Here is a 23,524-nt window from a genome sequence, read left to right as displayed (position 1 = left end):
GCTCACTAAAATCGGGGATGTCCGGGTTCGTCTGGCGCTGTTGCTTACAGCGCCATCTTCAGGCTGGCTTCGATGAACTTATCGATGTCACCATCCAGCACGGCCTGGGTATTGCTGGTTTCCACCTTGGTGCGCAGATCCTTGATACGACTGTCGTCCAGCACGTAGGAACGGATCTGGCTACCCCAGCCGATGTCGGCTTTGGCGTCCTCGGCCTTCTGCTTCTCGGCGTTGCGCTCCTGCATCTCGCGCTCGAACAGCTTGGCTTTCAGCTGTTTCATGGCCTGGTCTTTGTTCTGGTGCTGGCTTCGGCCAGCCTGACAGGCCACGACAATGCCGGTGGGGTTGTGGGTCAGACGAACCGCCGATTCGGTCCGGTTAACGTGCTGACCACCAGCACCGGAGGCGCGGTAAACATCCACGCGCAGATCCGCCGGATTGATTTCAATCTCGAAGCTGTCGTCCACTTCCGGTGACACAAATACCGAAGAAAACGAGGTATGACGACGGTTGCCGGAATCGAACGGCGACTTCCGAACCAGGCGATGAACGCCGGTTTCAGTGCGCAACCACCCGTAGGCATAGTCACCCTGAATGTGGACCGTGGCGCTCTTGATGCCGGCCACTTCACCTTCCTGCAGTTCGACAATCTCGGCTTTGAAACCGCGACGCTCAGCCCAGCGCAGGTACATTCTCAGCAGCATGTTGCCCCAGTCCTGGGCTTCGGTACCTCCGGAACCAGCCTGGATATCCAGGTAGGCATTGTTGGCGTCCATCTCACCGGAAAACATGCGGCGGAATTCCAGCTTCTCGAGTTCCTGATCCAGGCCGCCAAGATCCGACTCGATCTCCTCAACGGTACCTTCATCGTCCTCTTCCACCGCCATGTCCAGCAGGCTCTCTGCATCAGAAAGACCGTTGGTCAGGTTGTCGATGGTCTTGACGATCAATTCCAGATCGGCGCGTTCCTTACCCAGCCCCTGGGCCCGCTCGGGATCGTCCCAGACGGAGGGCTGTTCCAGTTCGCGTTCTACTTCAACCAGACGCTCACTACGCTGGTCGTAGTCAAAGATACCCCCTGAGCGCTTCAGTGCGCTCACGAAGCTCTTTAATCTTCGTCACAATGGGATTAATTTCCATGAAACCCTTACTCGCTCTTGAAAATGGTGAGTAAAAACAGTGGCGGGATTCTACCGGAATTCTGCAGCCAAATCAGCCGCGGTAAACCGAACCCCTAGGCCAGGGGTTCAAGGTGGTCGATCAGCAGCTGCAGGGTTGTCCGGCCACGGAAGGTGTTGGCATCGGGTTTGTAGACCACCCTGGCCCCCGTGCGGGTGAAGTCCGGCACTTCCGGCCCGGTGTTGAAAGCAATACCGTCAACGAGATCGCCGCCTTCCACGGATTTGAGCACCACTTTGAGATGGTTCTCTCCAACAATACGCTGGCTTACCACGTGAAACTCGCCGTCGAACACCGGTTCGGGGAAATGCTGCCCCCAGGGGCCTGATCGTTTAAGAAGCAGGGCCGTATCCAGACACAGTTCATCGACACTGAGCGGGCCATCGGTCACGATGGTGGCTTCCAGGTCCTCGGCGCCCAGGGATTCCCGCACGACCTCATCGAAAGCCCGGGAAAATTGCTCAAGGTCCTCGCGAGCCAGGGTCATTCCAGCGGCCATGGCGTGCCCGCCGAACTTTTTGATCATACCCGGATGCCGGGCATCCACAGACGCCAGAACATCCCGAATGTGCAGCCCTGGAATTGATCGGGCCGAGCCCTTGATGTCTTCTCCATTGTCGTCGCTGGCAAAGGCAATGGTGGGGCGATGGGTTTGCTCCCGGATTCTTGCCGCCAGGATACCAATCACGCCCTGGTGCCAGTCCGGATCAAACAGCGCCAATCCCCAGGGCAATCCTTCAAGATCCAGCGACATAGATGCCAGCAGCTCCTGCGCCTGAGCCTTCATATCCCGCTCGATGTTTCGGCGTTCCCTGTTGAAGGTATCCAGCTCTCGGGCGAGGCGTTGCGCTTCCTGTTCGCTGTCAGCCAGCAAACAGGCAATACCCACGCTCATGTCATCCAGGCGACCCGCCGCATTGAGCCGGGGCCCCACCACAAACCCCAGATCAGAAGAACTGATGGCCGAGTGATCTCGCCCGGCCACCTCAAGCAGCGCAAGAATGCCCGGTCGCGCGGCCCCCTGACGGATGCGACGAATTCCCTGCTCGACAAAGATCCGATTGTTATGGTCCAGCGGCACAACATCCGCCACGGTTCCCAGCGCCACCAGATCCAGCAGTTTGCCCAGATTCGGTTCCGGCGTGGGCAAGCGTCCGCTGTCCCGCAGCCGTTTTCGCAACCCTGTCAGCACATAGAACATCACCCCGACACCAGCGGCGTTCTTGCTGAGGAATTCACAACCGGGCTGATTCGGGTTCACGATGGCGTCCGCTTCCGGCAACTCCTTCCCCGCGAGGTGATGATCGGTGATCACCACCTTGACCCCCAGATCACGGGCGGCCCTGACGCCCTCGATGGCAGAAATGCCATTGTCTACGGTTACCAGCAGATCGGGCAGATCGCCGTCATCCCGCAACCGTTCGATGATGCCAGGTGTCAGTCCGTAACCATCAGAGAACCGGCTGGGTACCCGAAAATCGACATTCCGGAGCCCCAGCATGGACAACCCCAGCATTGCCACGGCGGTGCTCGTCGCGCCATCGGCATCGAAGTCACCCAGGATAACAACGCGCTGCTGTTGCTCCACCGCCTTCGCGAGCAACTCGATAGCTCGTTCCATCCCCTTCAGGGACATCGGTGAGGCGAGGGATCGAAGGGTATAGTCAAGCTGCTCGTCCGAGCTGACACCTCGGGCGGCATACAGACGCTGGAGTATCGGAGGAAGCGATTGCCCCCAGGCCGGAGCCTGCTCCGGCCTGGGGCGTCGAACGATCTTTTTGGAAGTCATGCCGGATCAGGCATTTTTCCAGTGGGAAGCGATGAACTCCTGGACACCGGCAATGTTGTTATCCAGCACGGTGTAACGCTCCTCACGGTCGAACAGGTCTGCCATATGGGCCGGCAACACCGGCTTCACAGTCAGCCCCGACTCGGCAATGGCGTCCGGGAACTTGGCCGGATGCGCGGTACCCAGGGTGATCATCGGCACCTTGTCATCGCGACGACAGTTCCGGGCAGCACGCACACCAATGGCCGTGTGGGGGTCAAGCAGGTACTCGTTCTGCTCGTAGATTTCCCGGATGGTATCGCAGGTCGCCTGGTCGTCCACCGTGTCACTATCGAACAGCTTGCGGGCGTGCCGCCAGCGGTAATCCTCAATACTCACCGGCCCCTTTGCGGCGTCTTCAAGCAGCGTCTTGATGGCCTCGCCGTTACGCCCATGAAGATCGAACAACAGGCGCTCAAAGTTACTGGACACCATGATGTCCATGCTCGGCGACAGGGTGTGCTCCAGCGTACGCTGCTCATAGCGGTTGCCGCTCATGAAACGGTGCAGGATGTCGTTTCGGTTGGTGGCAATGACCAGCTGGGAAATCGGCAGCCCCATCTTCTTTGCCAGGTAACCGGCAAAGATGTCACCAAAGTTCCCGGTCGGTACCGAGAACGCCATACTCCGGTCCGGACCGCCCAGAGCCAGGGACGCCTGAAAGTAGTAGACAATCTGGGCCATGATCCGGGCCCAGTTGATGGAATTGACGGCAGCCAGCTGCGTCTTGCCGCCCAGGAAGCTCTGATTACCAAAGCTATCCTTGACCATGCGCTGACAGTCGTCAAAGTTGCCGCGAACGGCTATGTTGTGGATGTTGTCGCCCAGCACGGTCGTCATTTGACGACGCTGCACTTCAGAAACCCGCTCGTGAGGATGCAGGATAAAGATGTCCACATGCTTGCAGCGGCGGCATCCCTCTATAGCGGCCGAACCGGTGTCACCGGAGGTGGCCCCCATGATCACCACATGCTGGTTGCGCTTTTCCAGCACATAATCCAGCAGGCGTCCCAGCAACTGCAGAGCAAAGTCCTTGAACGCGAGGGTCGGCCCGCGGAACAGCTCCATCACCCACTCGTTGCTGTCAAGCTGGACCAGCGGCGCCACGGCCTTGTGATTGAAGGCCGCGTAGGTTTCCTCCAGCATCTTCCGGAAGTCATCCTCCGGAACCGCGTCATCCACAAACGGATACATCACGTTAAACGCCAGCTCGCTGTATGGGAGCCCGCGCCAACTGCGAATTTCTTCAAGACTGAAATGCGGGAGGGATTCGGGCACATACAGGCCGCCATCGGAGGCCAGGCCAGTTAACAGAACGTCCTCAAAGCCCAATGCGGGAGCTTCACCCCGCGTACTGATGTATCTCACTGGGGTACCTGTCAGTTAAAGTTTTCAGCGCGGATGCGAACCACCTGGCCATCCGTGTCGGCCAGAGCTTCCAATTCTTCGATAGCCTGGTTCATCTGCCGTTCCTGAACCGTGTGGGTCAGGATAATCACCGGTATGCGCCCATCCTTGAGTTCGGATTCTTTCTGCATGATGGACTCAATGTTGATGCCATGCTCACTCAGGATGGAAGAAATGTTAGCCAGCACCCCCGGGCGGTCGAGCGCCGTAATCCGGAGGTAATAAGCCGAATGCACGTCCTCCATGGGCAGCACGGAAAGATCTTCTACTGCTTCCGGCTCAAATCCGAGATAGGGAATCCGCTGCTCGCTGCCGACGGAAACGGCTCGAGCCACATCAACGATGTCAGCGATTACAGCAGAAGCCGTTGCCTCGTCACCGGCGCCTGGGCCGTAATACATGGTCTGGCCAACGGCGTCGCCATCCACCAGAACGGCGTTCAGCACGCCATCGACCTTGGCAATGAGATGGCTTTGGGGAATCAGCGTCGGATGAACTCTCAATTCGATACCGTCCTCACGGCGACGGGCAATGCCCAGATGCTTGATGCGGTAACCGAGCAATTCTGCATGGGCGATGTCGTAAGGGGTAATCTTGGAAATCCCCTCGGTAAAGCCTTTCTCAAACTGCAGGGGAACACCAAAACCCGCGGATGCCAGGATGGTCAGCTTATGGGCCGCGTCGATACCCTCAACATCAAAAGTCGGGTCTGCCTCGGCATAACCCAGCTCCTGTGCTTCCTTGAGCACTTCGGCAAACTCGCGACCGGCCCGCATCTCAGTCAGGATGTAGTTCCCGGTGCCGTTGATGATGCCCGCGATCCAGTCAATACGGTTGGCGGCCATACCCTCGCGAATCGCCTTGATCACCGGAATACCACCGGCCACACCGGCTTCGTACGCTACAACCACACCGGCTTTCTGGGCAGCGTCAAAAATTTCGTTGCCGTGCACGGCGATCAGCGCCTTGTTGGCGGTGACCACGTGCTTGCCATTGCGAATGGCTGCCAAGACCAATTCCTTGGCCGTGTCGTAGCCGCCAATCAGCTCAACAACAATATCAACAGAGGGGTCGTTGACGACATCAAAGATGTCGGTGGTGAAAGGAATGTCACCAAGATCCATATCGTCACGGGGACGACGACTGGCGATTCGGATGATGTTAATACTGCAGCCTGCCCTGCCGGCAATCAGCCGGGCATTACGGGTCAAGACATTGAACGTACCGCTACCAACGGTCCCCAGTCCGCAAATTCCGACACTAACGTCCTTCAAACTATTACCCTCTGATCCCGAAAAATTCACTAAGAGGGGGCATAGTATACTGATTAGGGTGCCACTGATAAGCCCCGGCCTGGAAACGCATCACGACCAGTGCGAGTCCCAGGCCGGCATGGCAGAAGGTTGGAAATCAGAGCAAGCCAAGCCCCTTGGCAAGGTTAGCCGCAGGCACGTACCCGCGCACGATGTTACCGTCTTCCAGAATGATCGCCGGTGTACCGGTCACCCCGACGCGACCACCGAGCTGGAATTGCTCCTGCACCGGGTTGTCACACTTGGCAGGCTCAACCGAACGCCCTCCTTTGGCTGCATCCATCGCTGCCTGCTGGTCTTCGGAACACCAGACCGACACGTATTTATCAAACGACGGCGTACCGGGACCGGAGCGGGGAAAACCATAGTAATTAACGGTGATGCCGTAAGCATTCAACTGCGGAACCTCATCGTGCAGCTTGCGGCAGTAGGGGCAGTCAATGTCCGTAAAGACATCAATCACCGCCTTCTCCTCGCCATCCGCCGGAAAGCTGATCGCCTGCCCATCGCCATAGCTGGCCATCAATTCGTTGCGGCGGTTGGCCCGGGCCTCTTCGGTCACATTGGCGACACCCGCTTCCGTTAACCGAAGCAGATCACCGTTCAACAGATATTTGCCATCGGCTGTACTGTAAATGGTGTCTCCGCTGCTGGTTTCGACCGTGTACAGCCCTTTGGCCTCGGATTCCTCAACAGACTCGATCTTCAAGCCGGGAACCATGGAGGTAAGACGCTCGGCAATAGCATCTTCAACCTCACCAGCCGATACCGACGATGCGATCCCGAAGCCGGAGATCAAACCAACCATAGCAATAACGTTTCGCACATTTAGTCTGGCAACCATAAATACTACCCAGTTAGATGATATTCGGCCGCTGCCGGGCATCGGCAGGCCGCGAAAGGCACGGAGTTGCGACATAGGCATCCGGCAAAAGTTCAGACAACACCATACCCAAAAACACCCCGATCAGCCACGGGGATGATGGGACTGATGCAGGGACTGAAGGCGCTGACGCGCCACATGGGTATAGATCTGCGTTGTCGACAGATCCGCATGGCCAAGCAACATCTGAACAACGCGGAGGTCAGCACCGTGATTGAGCAGATGTGTGGCGAAAGCATGACGCAAAGTGTGAGGAGATAAATGTTTGCGGATACCCACCCGGGCAGCGTAATGCTTGATTCGATGCCAGAAGGTCTGCCGGGTCATGGCGGCAGCCCGGCTTCCGGGGAACAGTGCATCGCAGGTTTGCCCCTTGAGCAACTCGGAACGAGCTTCCCTCATGTAGCGGAGCAGCCAGTCAACCGCTTCTTCCCCAAGAGGCACCAGTCGCTCTTTACCCCCCTTACCGGTAATGCGCACCACGCCTTGGCGAAGGTTTACCTGATCCACCGTCAGACCCGTTAGTTCGGACACCCGCAGGCCACAACCGTACAGCACCTCAAGCATGGCTTTGTCGCGAAGCTCAATGGGCACGTCAGGATCCGGCTCAGTCAGCAACGCATCGACCTCCTCTTCCGTGAGAGCGTCGGGCAGTCGCCGCGGCAAACGTGGACTCTCGATTCGGAGGGTGGGGTCTTCCGATATACCGCCCTCACGCAGGAGGAAACGATAGAAACGACGTAAACCAGAAAGCCTCCTGGCCGCCGTGGACGCCTTCACACCCTCAACCAGCCCCTGGGACACCCAAGCCAGCACATCCGACCGTTTGGCGTCCAGCAACAGGGGCTTACCCGGACGCATGTCGAGCCATTGAGCAAACCTGGCAAGATCGCTCTGGTAGGCAGATCGGGTTTTCTCACCCAAGCCGTCTTCTAACCAGAGCGCATCGGTAAAACGGGCGACTACCGCCTCATCGTCTGGCCTCACGCCACTCACCTCAAAACAATCACTGCGAAAGGATGCCCCAATTTTCGTGCAGGCACAAAAAAGGCAGCCCGAGGGCTGCCTTTTTCTCCAGTCTGCTCAGCAGAGTGCTGATCAGCCCAGCTTCTCCTTAATACGAGCTGCCTTACCAGACAGGTCGCGCAGGTAGTACAGCTTGGCCTGACGCACATCACCGCGACGCTTCACGTTGATGCTGTCGATCAGCTTGGAGTGAGTCTGGAAGGTACGCTCCACGCCCACACCGTAAGAAATCTTACGTACGGTGAAGGAGGAGTTCAGACCACGGTTACGCTTACCGATCACAACGCCTTCGAACGCCTGCAGACGCTCACGGTTTCCCTCGGTAACACGAACCTGAACAACCACGGTGTCACCCGGCGCGAACGCAGGGATTTCCTTGGTCATCTGTTCCGCTTCAATTTGACTGATGATGTTGTTCTTGCCGCTCATCGTAATGCTCCTGATACCCAATCTTTCAATGCCCTGATTATTCAGAGGCACCCGGTTCGTTCAAAATCTCATCCAGTAGCTGACGCTCTTCTTCCGTAAACACCCGCTTTTCCAGCAGGTCGGGGCGCCGCTCCAGAGTTCGCCTCAGCGACTGCTGCAGTCGCCAACGCCGGATCTGATCATGGTGACCGCCCAATAAAACATCCGGCACTGCCTGACCTTCATAAACTTCTGGCCGGGTGTAGTGCGGACAATCCAGCAAACCGTCAGCAAACGAATCCTGCTCTGCTGACTGCGCATGACCCAGCGCTCCGGGGATGAGGCGCGTAACCGCATCAATCACTGACATCGCAGCCAGTTCGCCACCGGAGAGTACAAAATCACCCAGCGACACTTCCCGATCCACCTCGGAGGCAATCAGGCGCTCATCGACACCCTCGTAGCGGCCTGCAACCAGGATCAGGGACTCATTTGAAGCCAGCGACTCCACACCAGCCTGATCCAGTCTCTCGCCCTGGGGCGACAGGTACACCACGCAAGCCTTACCGGGTGCTGATTCCCGCGCCGCATGAATTGCGTCCCGGAGCGGCTGAATTTTCATCAGCATTCCGGGACCGCCGCCATACGGCCGGTCATCCACGGTGCGGTGCCGGTCATGGGTGAAATCCCGGGGATTCCACGCATTAAAAGTAAGGAGCCCGTCCCGGACCGCCCTACCCGTAATTCCGTAATCCGTTACCGCACTGAACATTTCCGGGAACAGACTGACTGCGCCAATCCACACCCGTCAGAACTCCGGATCCCAGTCTACAGTCATACGACCAGCCGCCAGATCTACGTCTTTCACGACCTGATCCGGCAGATAGGGAATCAAACGCTCCCGCTGATCAATAGAAGCCGATGATGCATGCACGACCAATACATCATTGGAACCCGTTTCCATCAGATGATGCACCTTGCCCAGGCACTCATCATTCACCGTGAAAACGTCGAGATCTTCAAGCTGGTACCAGTAGAACTCACCCTCAGGGAGTTCTGGCAACTCGTCAGTCCCAACCCGCACCTCTGCGCCGCAGTAGGTCCGGGCAACGTCACGGTCATCAATACCTTTAAGCCTGACAACGAGCCCCTGCCCCTGGCGACGCCCCTCTTCAAGCTTTGCAGGAATACGCTTACCGTCCAGATCAAGGATCCAATCCCGGTAGTCCAGTATTCCTTCTTTGGGATCAGTGTAGGAATAGACTTTCAGCCATCCCTTAACCCCGAACACCGAGGTAATCCGGCCGATCACAGTTTCCTGCGAATGCTGTGTCATGACCAGACCCCGGCTTGGAACGAAATTACTTAGCAGCTTTCAGCAGCTGTGCAACACGCTCGCTGGTTTGGGCGCCCTGGCCCAGCCAGAAATCAACGCGGTCGCGATCAACACGCAGACGCTCTTCCTGGCCCCGGGCAACCGGGTTGAAGAAACCAACACGCTCAATGAAACGACCGTCGCGGGAGTTGCGGCTGTCAGTGACTGTCAGATGGTAGAACGGGCGCTTCTTAGAGCCGCCACGAGCCAAACGGATAGTTACCATTTAACTAATATCCTGTCCTGTTGTACGAACTTTGTACGCTTCACACCTCGCCAAACAAGGCTGGCGGGAAGACCCATACTCGAAAGGGCCGCTATTCTATGCTAAAAAATCGCCAATGAAAACAGGGAAACGCCCTGTTTCCCTGTTTTCCTTATACGGCATTTTACATACGCCCGAAGGGTGGCATTCCACCACCGCCACCGCCCGGCGGCATCATACCACCCATGCCGCGCATCATGTTGGCCATGGCACCTTTCTTACTGAACTTTTTCATCATCTTCTGCATCTGCTTGTGCTGCTTGAGCAGCCGGTTCACGTCCTGAATCTGGGTACCGGAACCTGAAGCAATACGGCGCTTGCGGGAGTTATTGATCACATCGGGATAACGCCGTTCCTTGGGCGTCATGGAGCTGATGATCGCCTCCATCTGACCGACTGACTTGTCATTCACCTGCTGCTGGGCCATCTGAGCCATCTGCCCCATACCCGGCAACTTGTCCAGCAGACCGCCAATACCACCCATGTTCTTCATCTGCTGCAACTGGTCCCGGAAGTCTTCCAGATCAAAACCCTTGCCTTTCTTGATCTTCTTGGTGAGTTTCTGGGCCTTCTGTTTATCCAGCTTGCGCTCAGCTTCCTCAATCAGGGAAAGCACATCCCCCATACCAAGAATGCGTGACGCCACCCGGTCCGGATGGAAAGGCTCCAGGGCATCGCTCTTCTCGCCCACACCAAGGAATTTGATCGGCTTGCCGGTGATATGACGGACTGACAACGCCGCACCACCCCGGGCATCACCATCCGTTTTGGTCAGAACCACACCGGTCAGAGGCAGCGCGTCATTAAACGCTTTAGCGGTATTCGCCGCATCCTGCCCCGTCATTGCATCGACGACGAACAGCGTCTCTACCGGCTCAACCGCTTTATGCAGCCGACCGATCTCGCCCATCATCTGCTCGTCAATGTGCAAACGACCAGCGGTATCCAGAATCACCACATCAATGTGCTTCTTGCGCGCGGCGTCGATCGCACCCTCGGCAATGTCTACCGGATCCTGGTCACCGGTACTCGGGAAAAACTCAACCCCGACCTCACCCGCGAGCGTCTCGAGCTGCTTGATGGCAGCCGGGCGGTAAACGTCTGCGCTCACGACCATTACCGACTTCTTTTCACGCTCTTTCAGGAAGCGGGACAACTTTGCAACGGTGGTGGTTTTACCCGCGCCCTGCAAGCCCGCCATCATGATCACTGCCGGGGGGCGCGTTGCCAGATTCAGGGAGGCACTGCCATCCCCCATTACCCGCTCCAGCTCCTGCTGGACAACCTTCACGAACACCTGGCCAGGCGTCAGGCTGCGCTGAACCTCCTGTCCGATAGCGCGCTTGCGCACACCTTCAACAAAATCCTTGACGACTGGCAGGGCGACGTCTGCCTCAAGCAGGGCCATACGCACTTCGCGGAGCGTGCTCTTGATATTGTCATCGGTTAGCCGCGCCTGACCCGAAATCTTACGCAGGCTACCGGAAAGTCGGTCTTGGAGATTCTCAAACATTTGGCTCTTCCGTACCCCGGATAAATTAAGTGCATGGTCCTCAGAGCCGGATTAGGCTCCTTGATTCCAGTTGCATAATCGCGACATTATAAACAGACTATCGCACTGAAACGACCGGCACGGTCAAATCGGTGCGACAGACCCACCGTTTTCTTACTTTGCAAAGCATTAAATAAGGACAACATGGGAACGCTGATTCTCGCGGTCACCTCTCTTCTTTTATACAGCGTTGGTACCGCATTGCAGGCGCTCCACTTCAGAGGCCGCTTCAACAGTAATCTAGCCATCACCACCGTCATCGGCGCGCTCGCCCTGATCAGTCATGGCTTACTGATCACCCAGAGTGTGTATCACGATGGTGGCTTTGACTTCAGCTTCTTCAAAAGTTCCGTACTGATCTCGTGGCTCATCGTCGTGCTACTGGTGGGACTTAATCTGCGAAAACCGGTTCAGAATCTGTTTTTAGGCGCGTACCCGATTGCAGCGCTGACGATTATCCTTGCCCTGATTACCCACGCTCCGTCCCGACTCGTTTCGGGAGACAGCTACGGAATGCTCTCCCATATTGCCCTGTCCATCACGGCCTACAGCCTGTTCACACTCGCCGCACTTCAGGCCATTCTCCTGTCTGTCCAGAACCGTCAGTTGAAGCACAACTACAACAGCCTTCTGGTACGCAACCTGCCGCCACTGCAAACCATGGAATCACTGCTGTTTGAGCTGGTATGGGCTGGTGTAGTTGTCCTGGTGCTTGCGATCGCGACCGGCGCACTGTTTGTCGAAGACCTGTTTGCCCAGCATCTCGCCCACAAAACCGTCTTCTCGCTGCTGTCACTGGCCGTTTTTGTTGGCCTCCTGATCGGCCGATACACCAAAGGCTGGCGCGGAATGACGGCCACTCGCTGGACCCTCGCGGGCTGTATACTGCTAATGCTAGCGTTCTACGGCAGCAAATTTGTGCTGGAACTGCTGTTTCAGCGCGCAGGCTAACAGCCTGAGGTTCGCGGCTTGACAGCACCCGCAGGCACCCCCTATTTTCCCAACTTGTCAGCCAAATAAGGACACCACTCTTGAACGAAACATCGCTTACCGCGCTGTTTATTCTCCTAGTTGGCCTCATCATTCTCTCCGGTTTCTTTTCCAGCTCCGAAACCGGCATGATGTCACTGAACCGCTATCGCCTGTCCCACCTGGCCAAGACCGGCCACAAAGGCGCCAAGCGAGCACAGCGATTACTGCAACGAACTGACCAGCTGATCGGTGTCATTCTGATCGGCAACAACTTCGTGAACATCCTCGCGTCATCCATCGCCACCGTCATCGCGATCGAACTTTGGGGTGATGCCGGTATTGCCATTGCCACCATTCTGCTGACGCTGGTCATCCTGGTGTTTGCCGAGGTGACCCCAAAAACGCTGGCAGCCCTCTTTCCGGAGAAGATCGCCTTTCCCGCCAGCTACGTTCTCGCGCCCCTACTAAAACTACTTTATCCCCTTGTGTGGGCCGTAAATCTGTTCACCGGCGCCATCCTGAAGCTTCTGCGAGTGTCGCCAGAAGATGCTGCCAACGATCACCTGAGCCGGGAAGAGCTTCGCACACTGGTGAACGAAGCCGGCAGCCTGATTCCCGCCAAGCACAAGGACATGCTGGTCAGCATTCTTGACCTGGAAAAGGTGACCGTGAATGACATCATGGTGCCCCGTAACGAAGTAGTCGGCGTCGACCTGGATGACGATACCGATACCATTCTGCGTCAGCTCAGAAGCAGCCAGCACACCCGGCTACCGGTGTTCAAAGGCGACATCAATAACATTCAGGGCATCCTCCACCTGAGAAGCGCCTCAAAACTGGTGCAGCAGGAGGAGATCAACAAAGCGATGATCATGCAACTGTGCCAGGAGCCTTACTTCATTCCCGAAAGCACACCGCTCAATACACAGCTTATCAACTTCCAGAAGGGCAAGCGGCGTTTCGGTGTGGTGGTGGATGAGTACGGCGATGTTCTTGGACTCGCCACCCTTGAAGACATACTGGAAGAAATCGTCGGCGAGTTCACGACGGATTACGCCGCCACCAGCCCCGACATTATTCCGCAGGATGACGGCACGTTTATCATCGATGGCACGGCAGCAGTACGAACCATCAACAAAACCCTTGGCTGGAAGCTACCGACGGATGGCCCGAAGACTCTCAACGGACTGATTACCGAGGCACTGGAAAACATTCCGGACACCAACGTTTGCCTGAAGGTCGCAGACCATCGACTGGAAGTGCTGCAAATCAAGGACAACGTGGTGAAGGCCGCCATCGTACACCCGAAAAAACGCCGAAAATCCGGCAAACCGCAATGAGAAGCAGCTAGCCGGGCGAAAGAAACCAGCCGGTGCCAGAATATATGACGAACGTCCCAGCTCGGCGTTTCAGCATGGGCAGTTTGGCAAAAATGCGGTAAATTTAATCAATAACGTAAAATATCAGGATTAAAAGCTCGGTCATGTATCCGGTTGAGGCGCATAAAGGAACCAGCCATGAATAAGCAGCCCGGTATACATTACCTCCGCGAACACAGGGACGCCGCAGCCGTGCCCGTGGAGGTGACACGAATCAAAGACACTGTTGTTGCAGGACTCGGCGACCTGCTGCAGGGCGCCTTCGATGCCGTTGACGACTCGCTGTTTGAGCTGGCCAATAATGCCCGAAGCAACAACGAGCAGAACCGCTATTTCGAAGCCATGCGAGAAATTCGCATCAAGCGAAAGGGTGTTGAAAAGCAGTTTCACGATACCATCGGCTCGCTATTTTCAAACCCTCCACGCATCGGCCAGTTAAATACCGACGCACCCAAGCCAGCGGATACAGCCGAGTCGCTCTCTCTGCTGGGTGACGATACCCTGGAAGAACAGGTCGCTCTTAACGCGATGGCCACCAAGGCCAGGGCCCACTTCCAGGGACAGCTGCTGCAATTGCAGACCCGGTTTAGCGAAGTCTATCCTGGTGCCGGCGAGCAGTCGCCAGTCAATCCAATGGCGCCGGAACACCTCTGCGCCGCCTTCGCAGAGGCGATTCAAAGCCTTGATGTCGACATTCGTGAACGCCTGATACTTCTCAAGCAATACGATCGCTACGTTATCTCAAACCTTGGCATGCTTCTGGACGAATCTAACCGGATTTTAATCCAGGCCGGCGTTATTCCGAATTTCCGCTACCATGGCCGCACATCGTCGTCAGAGACCGCCAGCAAGGACGCCAGCCGAAACACCGGAGTCAAAGCTTTCTCCGAAGCGAGCGCCCAGCCGGAGGACCGAAACAACAGCTTGATGTTTGAGCAGATCCGGCAATTGCTGGCTGACCAAAGGGCCGGCCAAGGCGCCCGACTTCGATCTACAGACCCTAACGTCCGGGTCATCGCAGATCATGAACTTGTGGAACTGCTTAACCGCATGCCCTCGCCAGATCCCCGCCCCATCAGCGGCAACCTGAGCGATGGCGATCCGATCACCATTGACCTGCGACACCTGGTTACTCAACTGATCACCAGTGCGGATGCCGAAACAGGCAAAGACGCGGCGCTGAACGAGGCTGACGAGGACCTGATCAATCTGGTGTCCATGTTGTTCGAGTTCATTTTGGACGACTACAACCTGTCAGCGCCGGTTCAGGTTCTGATCAGCCGCCTGCAAATCCCGATCCTGAAAGTGGTCCTGAAAGACAAGGGTTTCTTCAACAGGTCTACACATCCGGCCCGCCGATTGCTCAATTCGCTGGCTCGCTCCGGAATTGGCTGGAGCTCCAGTGACGAAAAAGCCAGGGACAAGCTCTACAACCAGATTCATAACACCGTCCAGCGCATACTGAATGAGTTTGACGGTGACATTAGCCTGTTTGAAACCCTGAACCAGGAGTTTGACGCCTTTCTGGAGAAAGAAAACCGTCGTGCCTCGTTGGTCGAACAGCGAACCCGGGAATCCGAGCGAGGTCGAATCAAGTCCCAGAAGGCCCAGGAAACCGTCGACCACCTGCTGAAAGAGAAGGTCGCCCGCTACAAGCTGCCCTACACCATCAACAACATCCTGATGAATGGATGGAGCCGCGTCTTGTTTCTCGCCTACCTCCGGGATGACGCAGAGCATCGCTGGAAAGATCGAGTCCGGGTTGTCGATGACCTCATCTGGTGCCTGCACCCGCATCAGGGCGAACACGAGCGAGATCAATGGGTCAGACTCGTCCCCAAACTGCTTAAAGAAATACGCTCCGGACTCGAAGAGGTTTCCTACAACTCCTCACGCCTCGATGACATGATGGGCCAGATCAAAGTGGAGCTGACCGATGCCTTCCGGGCCAATGGCACTATTGAAACACGTCAGGAATCTCCCGCTCGACAGAATCAGGCATCGCTATCCACGGAGGCACTGCAGCACACCGCCGCCAACCATCAGGCGGAGCTGGAAGATGCAACTGTGGCAGAATACATCACCCAGATTGACAACCTCTCGATCGGTAATTGGGTGGAGTTTCGACTGGTCAACGGTGCCAGCTTCCGCTGCAAACTGTCTGCTGTCATTGAGGATGCAGACAGCTTCGTGTTCGTGAACCGGATGGGACTGAAAGTTATCGAGAAGAATCGTATCGAACTGGCCCATGAAATGCGGCGCGGCCGCCTTAAACTACTGGAACAGGGCGCACTGGTAGATCGGGCGCTGAACGCGGTTGTCGGCAATTTGCGGAACAAGACAGCCTGACCCGATGAGGGAACCATCGACCCTTTATCAGAGCGTTCCGGCCGAATACAGGATTGGTCTTGCCTTGTCGATGGCCATCCTGTTTCACGCTGTCTTATTATCCTTCCCGTCGGCCCCGCCCTCAAAGCCTGAAGCCCATCGAAATACCGTGAGGTTTGAACTATTGGCGAGCGCTCGCAGCCCCAGCTCCCTGGCCACAACGCCATCAGAGGGATCAAACCGCAATCCACAGTTCGATATCCCTCCGCTTCAGGACGAAAGGTCTTCCGCCATAACTGAGGCAACCACAGGCCAGCGCAAAGCTAGCGATGTATCGCCGGCAGATACATACCACGCAAAATCAGAGCAGACCAACGCCGCTACGAAACCAAGCGTCATTTCTTCGTCGATGAGCCGCTCATCAGCCAGCAGGCCTCAAACAGAGAATGAACGGAGCGAGGGGGAGGAAAACGGACGGGATACCAATAATCAGGTTTCGACCAACCCTGCGGAGCAAGACCCGTACTTGATCACCCTCGCCAGCCATTTGGGACGAGAGATCGAGAGATTGAGCATACCCGGCGTCAGCCAGCTATCCGAGAAACTATCGCTGGAAGTCGAGCTTCAACTGCTCGGTAATGGCGCGCTCACCAGAGCAAAAATCCTGAAGTCCTCGGGTATCAAGAGACTGGATGATGCGGCCTACCACGCCTCGCTGTCCGCCAGCCCTTACCCGGCACCACCGGCCCACCATGACGACCAGAACCGCTTCGAGGTCGAACTCATTTTTTCCCCGAAACGATTCTGACAGGAATATCAGGCTTCCGTCTGTTTGGCAGCAGCCTTAACCATGGTTGCCAGCTCACCACTCTCGGACATTTCCAGAACGATATCGCAGCCACCAACCAGGTCACCATTGATGTAAAGCTGCGGGTAAGTTGGCCAGCTGGAATATACTTTCAGAGCTTCGCGCAGCTCCTGGTTATCCAGAATGTTAACAAAGGCAAAGCGCTCGCCGCACGCCATCAGCGCCTGAACCGTCTTGGCTGAAAACCCACACTGAGGTGCCTGTGGCGTGCCCTTCATGTACAGAATGATCGGGTTTTCGTCGAGCTGGCTTTTGATAGTTTCGTTAATGTCCATGAACATACACCTCTTGGGTAGATAGAATCGCCCGAAGGCTATTTAACATTCAGTTTGGCAGCATTGTACACGCCCCGCATTCGGCGCACCAAACCCGGAGTTTGCAGGTCCGCAGAAGCACGGAGTGCGCCGTTGTCTTCCTTTTTACGAGGGGCTAGACTTGGAGCCCATTTTTTCCTCGATTTTTCACCTACCCTCGTAAGTTGGGTTTTTGTTGATATGAAGGACCATTGAATGGCGGCAAGGCATTTTCTTACGCTTGATGACATGACAGCGTCCGAGCTGGACAGCTTGGTAAATCACGCCAGCAAGCTCCGGACCGAGTGGCGCGAAGGGAAGGTCCGGGATTCACTGAAGAACCGCGTTCTGTCGATGATTTTCGAAAAATCGTCGACCCGGACCCGGGTTTCGTTCGAGGCTGGCATGGCCCAGCTCGGCGGCTCCGCCATGTTCCTGTCACCGAGAGACACCCAGCTCGGCCGCGGCGAACCCATCGAAGATTCTGCGATCGTTATCTCGAGCATGGTGGATGCGGTGATGATCCGCACCTTTGCCCATGAAACAGTAGAACGTTTCGCCCAAGCCTCCAGGGTGCCGGTGATCAATGCGCTGACCGATGATTTTCATCCCTGTCAGCTTCTGGCTGATATGCAGACCTACCGCGAGCATCGCGGCAGCATCAAAGGCGCGACCGTGGCCTGGATTGGCGATGGCAACAACATGTGCCACTCCTATATGAACGCAGCAGCCCAGTTCGGTTTCCATCTCAATGTAGCGTGTCCGGAAGGCTATGAACCCGATCCGGCCCTGATGGACAAGCACAGCAGTCGCGTTACCCTGTATCGCGAGCCCGCCGAAGCGGCACGGAACGCCAACGTACTGGTTACTGACGTGTGGGCCTCCATGGGTCAGGAAGAGGAACAGAAGGCGAGAGAGCAGGCCTTCAAGCGTTTCCAGATTAACCGGGAACTTATGCAACTGGCCGACAAGGATGCCCTGTTCATGCACTGCCTGCCGGCCCATCGCGGCGAAGAAATTTCCCACGACATGATGGAGCATCCCGGCTCCGTGGTATGGGATGAAGCGGAGAACCGCCTGCACGCTCAAAAAGCGCTGCTGGAATTCCTGATTCTGGGTACGCTGGACTGAACATGACCCTAGGCACCATTGCGCCAGACGACTGGCTACTTGAAGTCAACAACCTGTCTTGCGGCTACGGCGGGGACTCGGTTATCCGCGATGTCAGCTTTGCCCTCAGCCACGGTGACATCGGTTGCCTTCTGGGCCCCAGCGGTTGCGGGAAAAGCACCATTCTTCGGGCTCTGGCGGGCTTTTTGTCGCCAAACACCGGCGAAATCCGACTGCAGTCCCGGGCCATTAGCCTGCCGGGCCGGTCCTTGCCACCGGAAAAGCGAAAAATTGGCATGGTCTTTCAGGACTACGCCTTGTTTCCACACCTGACAATCGCTGACAACGTCGGTTTTGGCCTGAAGGACCTGCCGAAACCGGAAAAACGCCAGAAGGTGATGGAGCTACTTAAACTGGTTCATCTGCAGGACCTGGCAAACAGCTATCCCCACGAACTGTCAGGCGGTCAGCAGCAGCGTGTCGCCCTTGCCCGGGCACTCGCCCCCGAACCCACACTGATCTTGCTCGACGAGCCTTTCTCCAATCTGGATGCAGACCTGCGTCGCAGGCTGAGCCTGGATGTTCGTGAGATTCTCAAAACCCTGGGCATCAGTGCCATTCTGGTCACCCACGACCAACAGGAAGCCTTTGCCATGTGCGACCAGGTGGCCGTGTTGCGAGATGGCCAGATCCAGCAATGGGATGTCCCCTACAACCTGTATCACGAACCCTCTAACCGGTTCGTTGCGAGTTTCGTTGGCCAGGGAGGTTTCATTCCGGGCAAGGCTCTGGGGCCGGACACGATCGAGTCGGAACTGGGGGTTATCGAGGGCAACCGGGCTTACAAATGGGAAGCGGGCACGCTGGTGGATGTCCTCATTCGACCGGACGACATCGTGTATGATCCGGAGTCCACGCTACGACCGAAAGTGGTTGAGAAAACCTTTGCCGGCACATCGACCCTCTACCGGTTCCGCTGCTCAGAGGAAACTGAGTTCGAGGCGCTGTTCCGCAGCCACCTGGATTTTCACCTTGGCGAATCGGTCCCCGTGCGCGTCGAGGCCGATCACCTGATCGCCTTCGAGCGCACGGGCTAACACCCTTTTTAGTTATTGCAAACGCGCTCTACTGCATCCAGCCAGCCTGAATAGAGCGATTCCCGTAATGCGGGCGTCATCACCGGATGGAATTGGCGCTCGCATTCCCAGAGCGCAGACACTTCATCGAGGCTTTCGTACACGCCGGTTTGCAATCCGGCTAGGAAAGCCGCACCCAGAGCGGTTGTCTCGGTCACTCTCGGGCGGTCAACCGTGACGTTGAGAATATCCGCCAGGAACTGCATCACCCAGTCGTTCACTGACATTCCGCCATCAACCCGTAAACCTTCCAGCGGCGCGCCATCGTTCTGGATAGCCCGAACCAGATCTTTGGTTTGGTAACAGACCGACTGCAGACCAGCCGTGACGATTTCCGCGATGCCCGTGTCACGGGTCAACCCCATGATGGCTCCGCGAGCATGAGGATCCCAGTGAGGGGCGCCCAAACCGGTGAATGCCGGCACCAGGTAAACCGGGTTGTTGACCCCCACCGTTTCCGCGTGGGCCGAGGACTCGCTGGCGTGACTGATAAGCTTCAGACCATCCCGCAACCACTGCATGGCCGCCCCCGCCACAAAAATACTCCCTTCCATGGCATAGCATGGCTTGCCATTGAGGCGGTAAGCCATAGTCGTCAGCAACCGGTTTTCCGACCGAAGGGCCTGATCCCCGGTGTTCAGCATGAGGAAGCAGCCAGTGCCGTAGGTACTCTTGGCCATGCCCGGCTGAAAGCAGGCCTGCCCGATCAATGCCGCATGCTGATCACCGGCAATACCGGCAATGGCTACCGGCGCTCCCAGCCATCTTGACTCTGTGGTTCCAAAATCAGCTGCGCTGTCGAGCACGTCTGGCAAAATGGCTTTCGGCACACGGAACAGCTTCAGGAGCTCGTCATCCCAGGACTGATCGTGAATATTGAAGAGCGCCGTCCGGGACGCATTCGTGGCATCGGTATAGTGGGACTGGCCATCGGTCAGATTCCATAACAACCAGCTATCCACCGTTCCGAACGCAAGTTCGCCGTCTTCCGCACGCTGACGGGCGCCATCAACATGATCAAGAATCCAGGCCGCCTTTGTCGCAGAAAAGTAGGGATCGATCAGCAGCCCGGTTCTTTCTACCACCAGGTCTTCATACCCGTCAGACTTCAGCTTTGTACACAATGACGCCGTTCGCCGATCCTGCCAGACGATGGCGCGGTAGATGGGCTCGCCCGTTTGACGATCCCACACCACCGTCGTTTCCCGCTGATTGGTAATACCAATGCCCGACAGGCCCGCCGCTTCAACACCTGCTTTTGCCAGGGCCCCACGACACACGGCGAGTGTACTGTTCCAGATTTCGGTCGCATCATGCTCGACCCAGCCGTCCCGTGGGAAGTATTGGCGAAATTCCTGCTGGTCGACACCAACAATGGTGCCCGTTTCATCGAATACGATGGCGCGAGAGCTTGTCGTTCCCTGATCGATGGCAAGCAGATAGCGACTCATGAGTTCCTCCGGTGATTTTTCCCGGAGTTTAGCAACCCGCTCACCTGAGGGAGAGGACTCAGCACAAAAAAATGGAAGGAAAAGATAAAAAAAGGGCCGGAAAACCGGCCCTCAAAATGACGAATGAAACAAGGAAAGTTCGTAAGAACTACAACCTCAAAAGTCATCCCTTACGGTTTCCATTATTGGGAAAAGCCCACTACACGTCAGTAGCGGTTCTGTAGCCGCTTTGTTACATAAGGTGAGAGGGCGAGAAGTGGCTCACACAATGGCGTCCACCGGCTTCTTGCGGGGCCATACAAGGCTGAAACGAGCACCGCCCAAACGCTCACTTCGGCCGACAAATGCCTGCCCACCATGCCAATACAGAATCCGGCGCACGATCGATAACCCCAGACCATAACCACCGGAGGTGCGAGTCCGGCTATCATCCAGGCGGGCGAAGGCTGTGAACACCTTTTCCCAGTCACTTTCAGGGATACCGGGGCCATCATCCTCGACGTCGACCCGGCAGTTATCTTCATCAATGTGGCAATGCACTCTCACCCTGCCGGCCGCATATCTCCCGGCGTTACCAACAAGATTCTGAATGGCCCGGTGAATATATCGAGGCTCGATATCCGCCATGGCCCACTGCTCTGAACCCTCTTCGATATCCGCCTCAATAGTCAGTGCCGGCCGGATTAACTGCTGCTCGGAGACAACCTGCCGCACCAGATCGGTGACCGATCCTTCCTGAAGAGAAAACACCGGCCCACCTTGTTCAAGGCGGGCATAGGTCAGTATTTCGTCAATCAGTTCATCCAGTTCCTGGATGTCCCCGTCAATACCTTCCAGCTGCTTCTCCAGCCGCTTTTCATCCTCACAGTTTTCAATCATCTGAACCCCGAAACGAATCCGGGCAACAGGCGTCCGAAGCTCATGGGACACCGCATGGATCATTTCCCGCTGAACCTGAACCAGTCGCTGAATGTGCTCTGCCATGCCATTGAACGATGCGGCAAGCCGGGAAACCAATGTACCCGAACCAGACTCGACTCTGGCTCCCATCTCGCCACGGGCAATGCGGACAACAACGGACTCAACCATTCGCAAGTTGTTGTCGACCTCCCGAAGTGCCAGTGCCAGTACCACCGCCAGCACGCCACCGACGGCCATGACAAGCAGAACAATGACGGGCAAGGCCCAGGGATCAAACGGCCGAGCCATGTCAATGCGGAACAACTCCCCGTCCGACAGCTGCATCAACACATGGCCCACGCCGCCAGAGTCGTCACGAAAGAAGACGACACCGCGGCGCAGAACCTGCTCCAGCACTTCATCAGACGGCAGGGTTTCCGGCTCTGAAACCCGGCCTATGCCCACAGCCAGTGCCTCGCCAAGCTGCTTCGCTAGGACCGCCCGGTCATCCGGCATTGCGGCATCGAGATGGCGAAGAACGATCATGGCCGTTGCCTCGGAAACCCCGCGATACAATTCCTCAAATCGAACCTGGATGACCTTGCCATCACCACCCTGGGCAAGTACCCGATAACCTACGCCGTTTTCGAGGGAAACAACCTGATCGTAACCAAGCCGTTCTTCCACCAAGGGCGCCAACTTCAACTCATTGATATCAACAAATCTGAAGTCGTAGCCGGCATGGAGCCAGTGCTCCGGAGCATTCAAATCGGGCTCGGCCTGAAGCCAACGCATCAGAGGATCGGGGAAGTGCTCATGCCAGGCCATGGAACGCACGGCGTTAACCCCTACGAACAGGGCAACGCACAGCAGCATAACCAGCACCATGAGGCCGGCAAAGCGGGCATAGAGTTTGAGAAAAAACGTCAGGGACATGTCACAAACCCTGGTGGGCGTCGCCGGTGAACACCCGGGGTGTTGTCACCGGCACTGAGGGCAGCGGAGTCAGGCTTCCTTAACGAACAGATAACCTTTGCTGCGAACCGTTTTGATGCGTCGTGGGTGAATCGGATCGTCGCCAATCTTGGGACGAATTCTCGATACCCGAACGTCGATGGAGCGATCCTGACCGTCGTATTCGATACCACGCAGGGCGGTAAAGATTTCCTCACGGCTGAGTACTCGGCCGGCGTTGCTTGCCAGGAGCCAGAGCAAGTCAAACTCAGCGCTGGTGAGGTCAATACTCTCGTCGTTAAGCCAGGCTTCACGCATGGAGCGATCGACAACGAGATCGTTGAACTGGAGACGAACCGGTTCTTCACCACTGGCTTTTTCGTCGCCGCCCTGACCGGACTCCGTCACTCGACGGAGCATCGCACGGATGCGGGCCAGAAGAACACGGGGTTTGACCGGCTTGCCAATGTAGTCATCTGCGCCCATTTCCAAACCGAGAACCTGATCGAGATCGTCAGTTCGGGCCGTCAGCATAATGATCGGACCGGTGAAAAACGGGCGGACCCGCCGACAAATGGACAGACCGTCTTCGCCGGGAAGCATTAGATCCAGAACCACCAGATCTGGCTGCTCGTTCCGGATACGTTCAACCGCTGCGCCTCCATTGGTCTCGAGCGTCACCTGCAGGCCGTTACTCTCCAGGTACTCCCTGGTCAGCTCTGCCAGTCGTTCGTCGTCTTCGACAATGAGAATTCGCCAACTTTCGTTCGTCTGTTCCACGCCGTCTATCTCTGATTTTGTTATCGCGGGTTTGGAAAGACCACCTGCCACCGGGGGCCGATAGCCTGATGTTTCAGCAATTATACATGCTGCCACCGAATATACATGGAACAACGC

At 56.7% G+C, this 23,524-nt stretch carries 21 protein-coding genes; 6 read left to right on the top strand and 15 right to left on the bottom strand.

Annotated elements, in window-relative coordinates; genetic code table 11:
• Positions 1 to 44: 44 nt before the first annotated feature.
• The 11 genes from prfB to ffh all read right to left on the bottom strand — a co-directional run bounded on the left by prfB (position 45) and on the right by ffh (position 11,197).
• Positions 45 to 1,140 (bottom strand): peptide chain release factor 2 gene (gene prfB, locus K8I84_RS00815; protein ID WP_223792825.1). Its coding sequence is split into 2 segments (ribosomal slippage): positions 45 to 1,067 and positions 1,069 to 1,140, totalling 1,095 coding nucleotides; the frame shifts between segments, so codons are not numbered across the junction.
• Between the two features lie 94 nt (positions 1,141 to 1,234).
• Complete coding sequence (gene recJ, locus K8I84_RS00810) at positions 1,235 to 2,968, bottom strand: single-stranded-DNA-specific exonuclease RecJ (RefSeq protein ID WP_223792824.1); 1,734 nt, start codon at positions 2,966 to 2,968, stop codon at positions 1,235 to 1,237.
• Positions 2,969 to 2,974: 6 nt separating this feature from the next.
• Complete coding sequence (gene thrC / locus K8I84_RS00805) at positions 2,975 to 4,375, bottom strand: threonine synthase (RefSeq protein ID WP_223792823.1); 1,401 nt, start codon at positions 4,373 to 4,375, stop codon at positions 2,975 to 2,977.
• Positions 4,376 to 4,386: 11 nt separating this feature from the next.
• Positions 4,387 to 5,688: a homoserine dehydrogenase gene (locus K8I84_RS00800; protein WP_223792822.1), complete on the bottom strand. Its 1,302-nt coding sequence runs from the start codon at positions 5,686 to 5,688 to the stop codon at positions 4,387 to 4,389.
• 136 nt (positions 5,689 to 5,824) lie between these two features.
• A complete protein-coding gene (locus K8I84_RS00795) occupies positions 5,825 to 6,535 on the bottom strand; it encodes a thioredoxin fold domain-containing protein (RefSeq protein ID WP_411722648.1) in 711 nt (236 codons plus the stop codon).
• A gap of 159 nt (positions 6,536 to 6,694) precedes the next feature.
• Positions 6,695 to 7,597: a site-specific tyrosine recombinase XerD gene (gene xerD, locus K8I84_RS00790; RefSeq protein ID WP_223792820.1), complete on the bottom strand. Its 903-nt coding sequence runs from the start codon at positions 7,595 to 7,597 to the stop codon at positions 6,695 to 6,697.
• Between the two features lie 111 nt (positions 7,598 to 7,708).
• Positions 7,709 to 8,065: a 50S ribosomal protein L19 gene (gene rplS / locus K8I84_RS00785; protein WP_223792819.1), complete on the bottom strand. Its 357-nt coding sequence runs from the start codon at positions 8,063 to 8,065 to the stop codon at positions 7,709 to 7,711.
• 37 nt (positions 8,066 to 8,102) lie between these two features.
• A complete protein-coding gene (gene trmD / locus K8I84_RS00780; RefSeq protein ID WP_223792818.1) occupies positions 8,103 to 8,849 on the bottom strand; it encodes a tRNA (guanosine(37)-N1)-methyltransferase TrmD in 747 nt (248 codons plus the stop codon).
• Between the two features lie 3 nt (positions 8,850 to 8,852).
• On the bottom strand, positions 8,853 to 9,380 hold the full coding sequence (gene rimM, locus K8I84_RS00775) for a ribosome maturation factor RimM (RefSeq protein ID WP_223792817.1): 528 nt from the start codon (positions 9,378 to 9,380) through the stop codon (positions 8,853 to 8,855).
• A gap of 25 nt (positions 9,381 to 9,405) precedes the next feature.
• Entirely contained in the window at positions 9,406 to 9,645 is a 240-nt protein-coding gene (gene rpsP / locus K8I84_RS00770; protein WP_223792816.1) for a 30S ribosomal protein S16, read from the bottom strand.
• Positions 9,646 to 9,808: 163 nt separating this feature from the next.
• Entirely contained in the window at positions 9,809 to 11,197 is a 1,389-nt protein-coding gene (gene ffh, locus K8I84_RS00765; RefSeq protein ID WP_223792815.1) for a signal recognition particle protein, read from the bottom strand.
• Between the two features lie 183 nt (positions 11,198 to 11,380).
• Here ffh and K8I84_RS00760 point away from each other — a divergent pair, with 183 nt between their 5' ends.
• The 4 genes from K8I84_RS00760 (at position 11,381) to K8I84_RS00745 (ending at position 16,723) form a co-directional block, all read left to right on the top strand.
• On the top strand, positions 11,381 to 12,187 hold the full coding sequence (locus K8I84_RS00760; protein WP_223792814.1) for an inner membrane protein YpjD: 807 nt from the start codon (positions 11,381 to 11,383) through the stop codon (positions 12,185 to 12,187).
• Between the two features lie 80 nt (positions 12,188 to 12,267).
• The gene (locus tag K8I84_RS00755; RefSeq protein WP_223792813.1) at positions 12,268 to 13,548 is read left to right on the top strand and encodes an HlyC/CorC family transporter; all 1,281 of its coding nucleotides are present in this window, start codon (positions 12,268 to 12,270) and stop codon (positions 13,546 to 13,548) included.
• A 177-nt stretch (positions 13,549 to 13,725) separates the two neighbouring features.
• The gene (locus tag K8I84_RS00750) at positions 13,726 to 15,936 is read left to right on the top strand and encodes a DUF1631 domain-containing protein (RefSeq protein ID WP_223792812.1); all 2,211 of its coding nucleotides are present in this window, start codon (positions 13,726 to 13,728) and stop codon (positions 15,934 to 15,936) included.
• A 547-nt stretch (positions 15,937 to 16,483) separates the two neighbouring features.
• A complete protein-coding gene (locus K8I84_RS00745) occupies positions 16,484 to 16,723 on the top strand; it encodes an energy transducer TonB (RefSeq protein WP_223792811.1) in 240 nt (79 codons plus the stop codon).
• 8 nt (positions 16,724 to 16,731) lie between these two features.
• Here the strand turns inward: K8I84_RS00745 and grxD are convergent, their stop codons facing one another.
• A complete protein-coding gene (gene grxD / locus K8I84_RS00740) occupies positions 16,732 to 17,058 on the bottom strand; it encodes a Grx4 family monothiol glutaredoxin (RefSeq protein ID WP_223792810.1) in 327 nt (108 codons plus the stop codon).
• Between the two features lie 234 nt (positions 17,059 to 17,292).
• On the opposite strand from grxD, the gene argF reads away from it, so the two are divergent.
• Positions 17,293 to 18,207, top strand: a complete 915-nt coding sequence (argF, locus tag K8I84_RS00735; protein WP_223792809.1) for an ornithine carbamoyltransferase — start codon at positions 17,293 to 17,295, stop codon at positions 18,205 to 18,207.
• A gap of 2 nt (positions 18,208 to 18,209) precedes the next feature.
• A complete protein-coding gene (locus tag K8I84_RS00730) occupies positions 18,210 to 19,283 on the top strand; it encodes an ABC transporter ATP-binding protein (RefSeq protein ID WP_223792808.1) in 1,074 nt (357 codons plus the stop codon).
• Between the two features lie 8 nt (positions 19,284 to 19,291).
• Here K8I84_RS00730 and glpK read toward each other — a convergent pair whose 3' ends face one another.
• From glpK to K8I84_RS00715, 3 genes are all read right to left on the bottom strand, one after another.
• The gene (glpK, locus tag K8I84_RS00725) at positions 19,292 to 20,773 is read right to left on the bottom strand and encodes a glycerol kinase GlpK (RefSeq protein ID WP_223792807.1); all 1,482 of its coding nucleotides are present in this window, start codon (positions 20,771 to 20,773) and stop codon (positions 19,292 to 19,294) included.
• 261 nt (positions 20,774 to 21,034) lie between these two features.
• The gene (locus K8I84_RS00720; protein ID WP_223792806.1) at positions 21,035 to 22,609 is read right to left on the bottom strand and encodes an ATP-binding protein; all 1,575 of its coding nucleotides are present in this window, start codon (positions 22,607 to 22,609) and stop codon (positions 21,035 to 21,037) included.
• A 69-nt stretch (positions 22,610 to 22,678) separates the two neighbouring features.
• A complete protein-coding gene (locus K8I84_RS00715; protein ID WP_223792805.1) occupies positions 22,679 to 23,407 on the bottom strand; it encodes a response regulator in 729 nt (242 codons plus the stop codon).
• Positions 23,408 to 23,524 lie beyond the last annotated feature (117 nt).

This window comes from Marinobacter sp. F4216, from assembly GCF_019931195.1.
Lineage (GTDB): Bacteria > Pseudomonadota > Gammaproteobacteria > Pseudomonadales > Oleiphilaceae > Marinobacter > Marinobacter suaedae.
The sequence above is the reverse complement of the archived record's forward strand: the minus strand, read 5'-3'. Positions and strand labels throughout refer to the sequence as shown.

Bases quoted from the DNA above. Each gene is read 5' to 3' on its own strand.
- recJ (WP_223792824.1), bottom strand. From the start codon at position 2,968: ATGACTTCCAAAAAGATCGTTCGACGCCCCAGGCCGGAGCAGGCTCCG.
- rimM (WP_223792817.1), bottom strand. From the start codon at position 9,380: ATGACACAGCATTCGCAGGAAACTGTGATCGGCCGGATTACCTCGGTG.
- K8I84_RS00720 (WP_223792806.1), bottom strand. From the start codon at position 22,609: ATGTCCCTGACGTTTTTTCTCAAACTCTATGCCCGCTTTGCCGGCCTC.
- grxD (WP_223792810.1), bottom strand. From the start codon at position 17,058: ATGGACATTAACGAAACTATCAAAAGCCAGCTCGACGAAAACCCGATC.
- K8I84_RS00730 (WP_223792808.1), top strand. From the start codon at position 18,210: ATGACCCTAGGCACCATTGCGCCAGACGACTGGCTACTTGAAGTCAAC.
- ffh (WP_223792815.1), bottom strand. From the start codon at position 11,197: ATGTTTGAGAATCTCCAAGACCGACTTTCCGGTAGCCTGCGTAAGATT.
- rpsP (WP_223792816.1), bottom strand. From the start codon at position 9,645: ATGGTAACTATCCGTTTGGCTCGTGGCGGCTCTAAGAAGCGCCCGTTC.
- glpK (WP_223792807.1), bottom strand. From the start codon at position 20,773: ATGAGTCGCTATCTGCTTGCCATCGATCAGGGAACGACAAGCTCTCGC.
- K8I84_RS00795 (WP_411722648.1), bottom strand. From the start codon at position 6,535: ATGGTTGGTTTGATCTCCGGCTTCGGGATCGCATCGTCGGTATCGGCT.
- K8I84_RS00750 (WP_223792812.1), top strand. From the start codon at position 13,726: ATGAATAAGCAGCCCGGTATACATTACCTCCGCGAACACAGGGACGCC.
- rplS (WP_223792819.1), bottom strand. From the start codon at position 8,065: ATGAGCGGCAAGAACAACATCATCAGTCAAATTGAAGCGGAACAGATG.
- argF (WP_223792809.1), top strand. From the start codon at position 17,293: ATGGCGGCAAGGCATTTTCTTACGCTTGATGACATGACAGCGTCCGAG.
- K8I84_RS00760 (WP_223792814.1), top strand. From the start codon at position 11,381: ATGGGAACGCTGATTCTCGCGGTCACCTCTCTTCTTTTATACAGCGTT.